The organism is Dokdonella ginsengisoli (assembly GCF_042652785.1).
GTDB lineage: Bacteria > Pseudomonadota > Gammaproteobacteria > Xanthomonadales > Rhodanobacteraceae > Dokdonella_A > Dokdonella_A ginsengisoli.
Genome location: NZ_JBHSHD010000005.1, coordinates 135776 through 144564, shown reverse-complemented (window position 1 = coordinate 144564; position 8789 = coordinate 135776). Strand labels below are relative to the sequence as shown.

Below are 8789 nucleotides of genomic sequence, written 5' to 3'. Positions count from 1 at the left end.
CACTCAGATTCCCCAGTCGGCGAGGCGGTTCGCACCGAACGCCTCGGCCAGATTGAACAGCGGCCCGAGCAGGCCGAGATAGGCGCCCACGGCGAGCGCGCGAAGCGGATGGCCGCTGCGGCGCTCCTCGAAGACGACTTCGCCGACGAAGTCGCGCCAGTTGGTCGACTCGAGCTGGTCGAAGGCGACCGTGACGTTCATCGTCAGGCAACGCGCGGTATGCCAGATGCCGCACGGCAGGAACAGCGCCTCGCCGGCGCGCACCACCACCCGGTGGCTGCGCGCCTGGTGCAGCAGCGGCCAGCGCGCGGCGTCGTGCAGGTCGTCCACGCGCGACAGCCACGGCATCTGCGGATGCACGTACAGCAGGTGCTCCTGGCCGGGCTCGTACAACGTGAACTCCTTGTCGCCGTGGACCTGCGCGATCCAGGCGTGCATGCGCAACATGTCGTAGTGCAGATACGGGAATTCGCCCCCCGGACCGCCAAAAAAGATTTCCAGGTGGTTGACCAGCTCGAACACGTGCCGCGGGATCAGCGCGCTGGCGTGCCGGTCGGGCAGGCTGTACTCGAAGCGCGGCGTCAGGTCGGCCAGCAGCGAGGCACAGTCCGACAGCGTGCACGGATACGGCGCGGGATGATCCGCGTCGGAAGCCTGCTGCATCGCGATGACCTCGCCGAGACGGAAGTCGCGGCCGCGGATGCGCACCGCCCGGTCGGCGAATTCGCGGCGGAAGAATTCCGGCGTGAACCGCTCCAGCGCGCTCCAGTCGCGCAGCGCGTCGGTCAGCACGACCGGGCGGCGCGACTTGCGGTAGCGACGCACGAAATCCGCCAGCGTGACGCCGTGCACGCGCTCGATCCACGGCGACGCCGCGGAAGCCGCGTCCGTCGCCTGCGCCGCTGAGCCGATCTGTGACATGGCCGGTGACCTGCGGGCGAACCCTTCGCTGCCTGCTGCATTCCGCCGTCTCCGACGACGGCCCCTGACGTCACGGGACCGTCCACCCGAACGGCGGCCCCGAAAAACTGCGACACAGTTCACATTTTAGCGCCGATGGCGCACTCTTTGCGAGCGGATTCCCGATCGCCGGGCCGCGACCACCCATCGTCCAGGGGACGCATGAGCAGTCCGACCGATTTCGTCGCGTTCTACCAGCAGCTCGGACTGGGGCCCGACTGCAGCCTGACGCAGCTGAAGAACGCCTACCGGCGTCGCGTCGCCGAACTGCACCCCGACCGCCATCCGCAGCGCGGAGCCGACCCCGGCGCCGCGGCGCAGCTGCAGGAACTGACCGCGGCCTACCACGCCGCGCTCGGCTTCGAGCGCCGCCACGGCCGCCTGCCGGGGGCACGGCTGCCGGCCGACCCCGGCGGCGGCACGGCACATTCGCCGCGGCGCCCCCCCGATCCCTCGCGCCGCACCGGGCTGCGCCGCGTCGCGGTCGCCGCGCTGGCGCTGGCGGCCCTGGTCTGGCTGGCCTGGGACGGAAGCGGTCACGACGAACCCGTCGCGATCGCGCCGCCGGCGTCCGCACCGGTGGAAGAGCGGCGCTTCGTGCCGCTGCCGCCGCCGGTCGAACCCGGCCAGACGCTGCCCGAGCAGCGCATCGAGCTGGGCATGGAGGCGGCGGCAGTGCGCGTGATCGAGGGCCGGCCGGTGATGGAAACCCCCGAGCGCTGGGACTACGGGCCGTCGTGGATCGAATTCGAACGCGGTCGCGTCAGCGACTGGTACAGCTCGCGCCTGCGCCCGCTGAAGGTGGCCGCCGCGCGGCCGGCGCACTGAGCCGTCTCCGCCGCGCGGCCGCGTCAGCGCGCGCCGCGGCCGAACAGGACGACCTCGACCGTCTGGATCAGGATCATCAGGTCGAACAGCAGGTTGTGGTTCTTGACGTAGAACAGGTCGTACTTGAGCTTCTCGGCGGCGTCCTCCTCCGAGGCGCCGTACGGGTAGCGCAGCTGCGCCCAGCCGGCCAGGCCCGGCTTCACCGCGTGGCGCAGCGTGTAGTAGCGGATCTTGCCGGACAGTTCGCCGACGAACTGCGGCCGCTCCGGGCGCGGCCCGACCAGGCTCATCTCGCCGCGCAGCACGTTGCCCAGCTGCGGCAGCTCGTCCAGCCGCGTCTTTCGGATGACGCGGCCCACGCGCGTCACGCGGTCGTCGTTGCGCGTCGCCCAGCGTGCCACGCCGTCGCGCTCGGCGTCGGTGCGCATGCTGCGGAACTTGGTCAGCGCGAACACGCGGCCGTGTTCGCCGACGCGCTCCTGCCGGTACAGGATCGGCTGGCCCCGGCCCGACTCCAGCCGGATCGCCAGCGCGACCAGCAGCATCAGCGGCCAGGTCAGCGCCAGCACGATCAGCGCGGTGGTGACGTCGAAGATGCGCTTGATCGCCAGCCGCAGCGGCGAGGCGTTGAAGCCGTCGGAGAACACCAGCCACGACGGCTCGATCAGCGACAGCTTGACCTTGCCAGACTCGCGCTCGAAGAACGTCGGCAGGTCGGTCACCGCGATGCCGGACTGCTTGCAGTCGAGCAGCTCCTCCATCGGCAGGCCGCCGCGGCGGTCGTCCGGGCCGACCACGATCTCGTCGATCTGCAGCCGCTCCGCCCATTCGCGCAGGCCGCCTTCCTGCTCGATCAGGCGGTCCTCCGGCACGGCGATCTCCTCCTCGCCCATGCGCACGAAGCCGACGATGGTGAAGCCGCGCCGGTCCGAGCGCCGGCGCATGCGCTGCGGAATCAGCGCCGAGCGCCGTCCGGCGCCGAGCACGAGCACGCGCCGCTTCAGCGCCTCGGTGTCGACCAGCCGCGCGAAGATCACGCGGAACGCGGCGATCGCGACGAAACCGAAGGCCAGCGCGATGCCGAACACGCCGCGCCCGATGTAAGCCAGCGGAAAGACGTAATAGATGACAATCAGCGCGATGCCGCCGAGCACGAAGCCCACCGCCTGCCGCGCGATCAACCCGAACCAGGTCTCCCGCAGATGCGTCTGATACAGCCCGAGCGAGGCCATTCCCGCGGCGATCACCAGCGCGAACAGCAGCGCGCGCGGCCACAGGTCGGCGGAGAACCCGCTCAGGGTCTGTTCGTCGGCGATGAAGCGCAGGTGCGAGGCGGCCTTCACGCACAATGCCAGCAGCACGACCTCGAGCAGCGCCAGCAACAGCAGCCAGCGCGTCGGGCGTTGACGCAACAACTGGTACATCGGGCTCGTTCTCCTTGCCGGGCCGCGCGCATCCGTCCAGGGGTCGGTGCGGTCGACGCCCGTCGTCGATCGCCACGGATTCGCCGGTCCTCCGGCCGCCCGCGCGCTCTGGCGAGCGCGCGGAAGATTTATCATCTTCGCAGCGCCGTCCGCCGCCAGCAAGGCGTCGCGCCCCTCCTTCCTTCCCCTGCCAGGAATTTCCTATGTGTGGAATCGTAGCCGCCACCGCCGACCGCGACGTGGTGCCCGTGCTGATCGCCGGCCTGAAGGCGCTCGAATACCGCGGCTACGACTCGGCCGGCATCTCGGTGCTGCAGGACGGCCGCCTCGCGCGCGTGCGGGCCAAGGGCAAGGTGCGCGACCTGGAGACGCTGTACGACTCCGCCCCGGTCGCCGGCGTCACCGGCATCGCGCACACGCGCTGGGCGACCCACGGCGCGCCGAACACGGTCAACGCGCACCCGCACGTGTCGAGCGAGCGCGTTGCCATTGTTCACAACGGCATCATCGAGAACCACGCCGAACTGCGCGAGGAACTGAAGGCGCGCGGCTACCGCTTCGAGTCGGAGACCGACACCGAGGTGATCGCCCATCTCGTCGAGCAGGCCCTCGCCGGCAACGCCGACCTGCGCAGCGCGGTGCTCGCCGCCACGCGCCGCCTGCACGGCGCCTACGCGATCGCGGTGATGAACCGCGACCAGCCCGACCGCATCGTCGGCGCGCGCCGCGGCAGCCCGCTGGTGGTCGGCGTCGGCGACGGCGAGCACTTCCTCGGCTCCGACGTGCAGGCGCTGATCAAGCAGACCAACCGCTTCGTCTATCTCGACGAAGGCGACGTGGTGGAGATCAGCCGCGGCCGCTTCGAAATCTGCGATGCCGACGGCAACCCGGTCGAGCGTCCGGTCCGCAAGAGCGAACTGTCTGCCGACGCGGTCGATCGCGGCGAGTACCGCCACTACATGATCAAGGAGATCCACGAGCAGCCGCGCGCAGTGGCCGATACGCTCGAGGGCCGCCTGAGCGAGAACCGCATCCTGCCCAACATCTTCGGCGTCGACGCCGAGGCGCTGCTGGCGCGCGTGAAGCACGTGCAGATCGTCGCCTGCGGCACCAGCTTCCACGCCGGCCTGGTCGCGCGCTACTGGCTGGAAGGCATCGCCGGCCTGCCGTGCAGCGTCGAGGTCGCCAGCGAGTACCGCTACCGCCGCGCGGTGGTGCAGCCGGGCACGCTGTTCCTGGCGGTGTCGCAGTCCGGCGAGACCGCCGACACGCTGGCGGCGCTGCGCGACGGCCGCCGGCACGGCTATCTCGGCTCGATGGCGATCTGCAACGTGCCCGAGTCCAGCCTGGTGCGCGAATCGGACCTGGTGCTGATGACGCGCGCCGGCCCGGAGATCGGCGTCGCCTCGACCAAGGCGTTCACCACGCAGCTGGCCGCGCTGGCCCTGCTGGTGCTCGAGCTGGCGCGCATCAACGGACTGGCGGCGGAGAAGTATTCGCGCCTGGTCGCGGAACTGGCGTCGCTGCCGCGCGTGATCGGCGAGGTGCTCGCGCTCGAACCGCAGATCGCCGCGCTGGCCGAACGCTTCGTGCCGCGCCATCACGCGCTGTTCCTCGGCCGCGGCGTGCACTACCCGGTCGCGCTCGAAGGCGCGCTCAAGCTCAAGGAAATCTCCTACATCCACGCCGAGGCGTATCCCGCCGGCGAGCTCAAGCACGGCCCGCTGGCCCTAGTCGACGAGGACATGCCGGTGATCGCCGTCGCGCCGAACAACCAGCTGCTGGAGAAGCTCAAGTCCAACCTCGAGGAAGTGCGCGCGCGCGGCGGCGAGCTGTTCGTCTTCGCCGACACCGACGCGCCGGTGGTGCAGGCCGGCGAACGCGGCGCGGTGCTGAAGATCGCCTCCGGCGGCAACCTGATCGCGCCGGCCGTGTTCACCGTGCCGCTGCAGATGCTCGCCTACCACGTCGCCGTGCTGCGCGGCACCGACGTCGACCAGCCGCGCAACCTGGCCAAGTCGGTGACGGTGGAGTAGCCACGCGGCGGGCCGCCGGCCCGCGTTCCGGTCGCTGCCGGCGGCGGTTGGGTTAGCATGCCGCCGTCAACGGAGCTGCCATGCGCGATCCCGAAGCGATCACGCCGCCGCACGGCGATGCGGAAGATCTCGATGCGACCTTGCGGCCGCAGGTGTACCAGCGCCTGCGCGAACTGGCGCGGCGGCAGCTGGCCGGCGAACGCGCGGCGCAGACGCTGGACACCACCGCGCTGGTGCACGAGGCCTGGCTGAACCTCGCCGGCGGCGCGCACGGCTTCGCCGACCGCGCGCATTTCTACGCCTACGCGGCCACCGCAATGCGGCACATCCTGGTCGATCACGCGCGCCGGCGCATGGCGCAAAAGCGCGGCGGCAACGAGGCGCCGCTCGATCTCGACGCGCTCGAGATTCCGAGCGAGCACGCCGCCGCCGAGATGCTCGCGCTGAACGAAGCGCTGGAGCGGCTCGACGCGCTCGAACCGCGCCTGGCGCGCGTGGTCGAGCTGCGCTTCTTCGCCGGCCTGTCGGTCGAGGAAACCGCCGAGGCGCTCGGCATCGTGGCGCGCAGCGTGGTGCGCGACTGGGCGCGCGCGCGCGTGTTCCTGCAGCAGGCGATCGAATGACCCGCGACGGCGCGATCGAGCGGCGCTGGCTCGAGCTCGGGCCGCTGTTCGACCGCGCCTTCGAACTCGACGCGGCCGGACGCGCGCGCTTGCTCGCCGAGGTCGCCGACGCCGAACTGCGCGAGGCGCTCGCGCGCATGCTGCAGGAATCCGCGCGCGACAGCCGCCTCGACGAAGGCAGCGGCCGGCTCGCCGCCGAACTGATCGACGCCGAACCCGGACTGCGCGGGCAGCGCCTGGGCGCCTGGCGCGTCGGCCGGCCGATCGGCGCCGGCGGCATGGCCAGCGTGTTCGCCGCCGAGCGCGAGGACGGCGCCTACGCGCAGCAGGTGGCGATCAAGGTGCTGCGCTACGGCCTGCACGACGAGGCCGAACGCGCGCGCTTCGTGCGCGAACGCGCGATCCTCGCCCGCCTCGAGCATCCGGGCATCGCGCGCCTGCTCGACGGCGGCTTCACCGCGCAGGGCGTGCCGTGGTTCGCGCTCGAATACGTCGACGGACGGCCGCTGACCGAATACTGCGACGAGCGGCGCCTGGACGTCGCCGCGCGACTGCGCCTGTTCGCCGACGTCTGCGCCGCGGTCGACTACGCGCACCGCAACCTCGTCGTGCATCGCGACCTGAAGCCGTCGAACATCCTCGTGCGCGAGGACGGCGCGCTCAAGCTGCTCGACTTCGGCATCGCCCGGTTGCTCGACGACGGCGACCGCGACGCGACGCGCACCGAAGCGCGCCTGCTGACGCCGGCCTACGCGGCGCCCGAGCAGCGCGACGGCGGCGCGATCACCACCGCCACCGACGTCTATGCGCTCGGCGTGCTGCTGCACGAACTGCTGACCGGCAGCCGCCCGCACTGGCGCGAGGACGCCAGCCTGCGCGCGCCGTCGGCTTCGCTGACCGGCGCCGGCGCCGCGCACGCGCAGGCGCGCGGATGCGACCTGCGCTCGCTGCGCCGGCGCGTCGCCGGCGACCTCGACCTGATCGTGGCGAAGGCGCTGCAGCGCGATCCGGCGCAGCGCTACGCCGGCGCGGCCGAACTCGCCGCGGACCTCGACCGTCACGCGCGCGGCGAGCCGGTCCGGGCACGCGCCGGCTCGCGCCGCTACCGCGCGAGGAAGTTCGTCGGCCGGCATCGCGTCGGCGAGGCGCTCGGCGCGGCGATCGAGCTCGCCGTTCTCGCCGGCGTCGGCGCCACGCTGTGGCAGGCGCGCGCGGCGCGCGCCGAGGCCGCGCGCGCCGACGCCGCGCGCGACTTCGTGCTGGCGCTGTTCGACGGCGTCACGCCGGACGAGAGCAAGGGCCGCACGGTGTCCGCACGCGAACTGCTCGACCGCGGCGCGCTGCGCCTGGCACAGACGCTCAAGACCCAGCCCGAACTCGAAGCGGAGCTGTCCACCGCCTTGGCCGGCGCCTATCGCCAGCTCGGCGACTACGCGCGTGCGCGCGACCTCGCGCAGCGCGCGCTCGATCACGCCGACGGCGACACGGCCCGGGCCGGCGCCCTGGTCGAGCGCGGACGCGTTCTCGCCGCGCAGGGCCAACTGGAAGAAGCCGAGCGCGACCTGCGCCAGGCACTCGCTCTGGCGCCGCAGCGGCGCGACGGCATCGAGCTGCGGCTGGCCGAAGTGCTGTCCGAACGCGGCCGGCTGCCGGACGCGCGCGCGCTCGCCGAAGCCGCACTCGAGCGCACGCGCGGCAGCGGTGCGGAAACCGAGAGGCGCGCGCTCGCCGCGCTCGGCGGCATCCGCTTCCGCGAAGGCGATCTCGACGGCGCCGCCGCGGCGCTGCGCGAAGCGCTGTCGTTGCGCCGCCTGCACGACGGCGAGGCGCACACGCAGACCGCCGCAGCCGAACACGACCTCGGCGTGGTCGTGCTGCAGCAGGGCGACGCGAAGGCGGCGGCGGAGCTGTTCGCGCAGGCGATGGCGACACGGCGCGCGCTGCTCGGCCCCGAGCACCCGGATCTGGCCGAGAGCGAGTTCAACCTCGGCACCGCCCTGCGCCGCCAGGGCGATCGCGCCGGCGCGGCCGAGCGCATCGGCCATGCGGTCGCGATGCAGAAGAAGCTGCTCGGACCGAATCATCCCGGCGTCGCCAACGGGCTCAACTCGCTGGCCGTGATCGCCTTCGAGCAGGGCGACCTCGCCACCGCGATCGCGCGCCTGGAGGAAGCCCTGCAGGCGGCGCGCGCGAGCTACGGCCAGGCGCATCCGACCGTCGCCACGATGCAGAACAACCTGGCCGGCATGCAGCGCAGCGCCGGCCGCTACGAGGAAGCCGAAGCCAACGCGCGCGCGGCGGTGGCGACGACGATCGCGGCGGTCGGCCAGGACCACTACCTGGTCGGCATCGCACGGCTCGGCCTGGGCAATACGCTGGCCGAGCGCGGCCGCGGCGCGGCGGCGCTGGAGGAAATCCGCGCCGCGCACGCGCTGCTCGCCGCCAGGCTCGGCGCCGAGCACCAGGACACGCTGCAGGCGCAGGCTTCGCTCGCAGCCGCCTTGCGGCAGAACGGGCAACTCGATGCGGCACGCAGCCAAGCCTCCGCCGCGCTGGCCGCCGGCGAACGCGCGTTCCCGGCCGGGCACCCGCGGCTGGGCAAGCTGCGCCTGATCGCCGCGCGCATCGCGGCCGAAGGCGGCGACTGCGCCGGCGCGATGCCGCAACTGGCCGCGGCGGATACGGAACTGGCCGCCGGCGGCGCGGCCGCCCGCGTCGATCGCGCCTGGGTCGCGGTCGAACGCGCGAGCTGCCGCCGACACCTGCATGCGCAAGACGCCGACGAAGCGGCGACCGCCGCGCGCGCCGCGGTCGCCGCCCTGCCCTTCGTGCCGCCCGAACTGGTGGCGGCAAACGCCACCCTGCTCGCCTCACGCTGACGCCTGTCCTCTCCCGACGCCGTTTTGCGCTTGCAGGAC

6 protein-coding genes are annotated in these 8789 nt (G+C 72.6%); 4 read left to right on the top strand and 2 right to left on the bottom strand.

What is annotated here, in order from left to right:
- Positions 1–3: 3 nt before the first annotated feature.
- Positions 4–921 carry a cupin-like domain-containing protein gene (locus ACFO6Q_RS05210; RefSeq protein WP_380019503.1) on the bottom strand — a complete coding sequence of 306 codons (918 nt, stop codon included), beginning with the start codon at positions 919–921 and terminating at the stop codon, positions 4–6.
- Positions 922–1122: 201 nt separating this feature from the next.
- Between ACFO6Q_RS05210 and ACFO6Q_RS05205 the strand changes: the two genes are divergently transcribed.
- Positions 1123–1788 carry a J domain-containing protein gene (locus tag ACFO6Q_RS05205; protein ID WP_380019502.1) on the top strand — a complete coding sequence of 222 codons (666 nt, stop codon included), beginning with the start codon at positions 1123–1125 and terminating at the stop codon, positions 1786–1788.
- A gap of 23 nt (positions 1789–1811) precedes the next feature.
- Here ACFO6Q_RS05205 and ACFO6Q_RS05200 read toward each other — a convergent pair whose 3' ends face one another.
- On the bottom strand, positions 1812–3212 hold the full coding sequence (locus tag ACFO6Q_RS05200) for a TIGR03013 family XrtA/PEP-CTERM system glycosyltransferase (protein ID WP_380019501.1): 1401 nt from the start codon (positions 3210–3212) through the stop codon (positions 1812–1814).
- 203 nt (positions 3213–3415) lie between these two features.
- Between ACFO6Q_RS05200 and glmS the strand changes: the two genes are divergently transcribed.
- The 3 genes from glmS to ACFO6Q_RS05185 all read left to right on the top strand — a co-directional run bounded on the left by glmS (position 3416) and on the right by ACFO6Q_RS05185 (position 8750).
- Positions 3416–5248: a glutamine--fructose-6-phosphate transaminase (isomerizing) gene (gene glmS / locus ACFO6Q_RS05195; protein WP_380019500.1), complete on the top strand. Its 1833-nt coding sequence runs from the start codon at positions 3416–3418 to the stop codon at positions 5246–5248.
- A gap of 80 nt (positions 5249–5328) precedes the next feature.
- The gene (locus ACFO6Q_RS05190; protein ID WP_380019499.1) at positions 5329–5871 is read left to right on the top strand and encodes an ECF-type sigma factor; all 543 of its coding nucleotides are present in this window, start codon (positions 5329–5331) and stop codon (positions 5869–5871) included.
- Positions 5868–8750: a serine/threonine-protein kinase gene (locus ACFO6Q_RS05185; protein WP_380019498.1), complete on the top strand. Its 2883-nt coding sequence runs from the start codon at positions 5868–5870 to the stop codon at positions 8748–8750. The genes ACFO6Q_RS05190 and ACFO6Q_RS05185 overlap by 4 nt, the downstream gene beginning before the upstream one ends.
- The last annotated feature ends 39 nt before the right edge of the window (positions 8751–8789 follow it).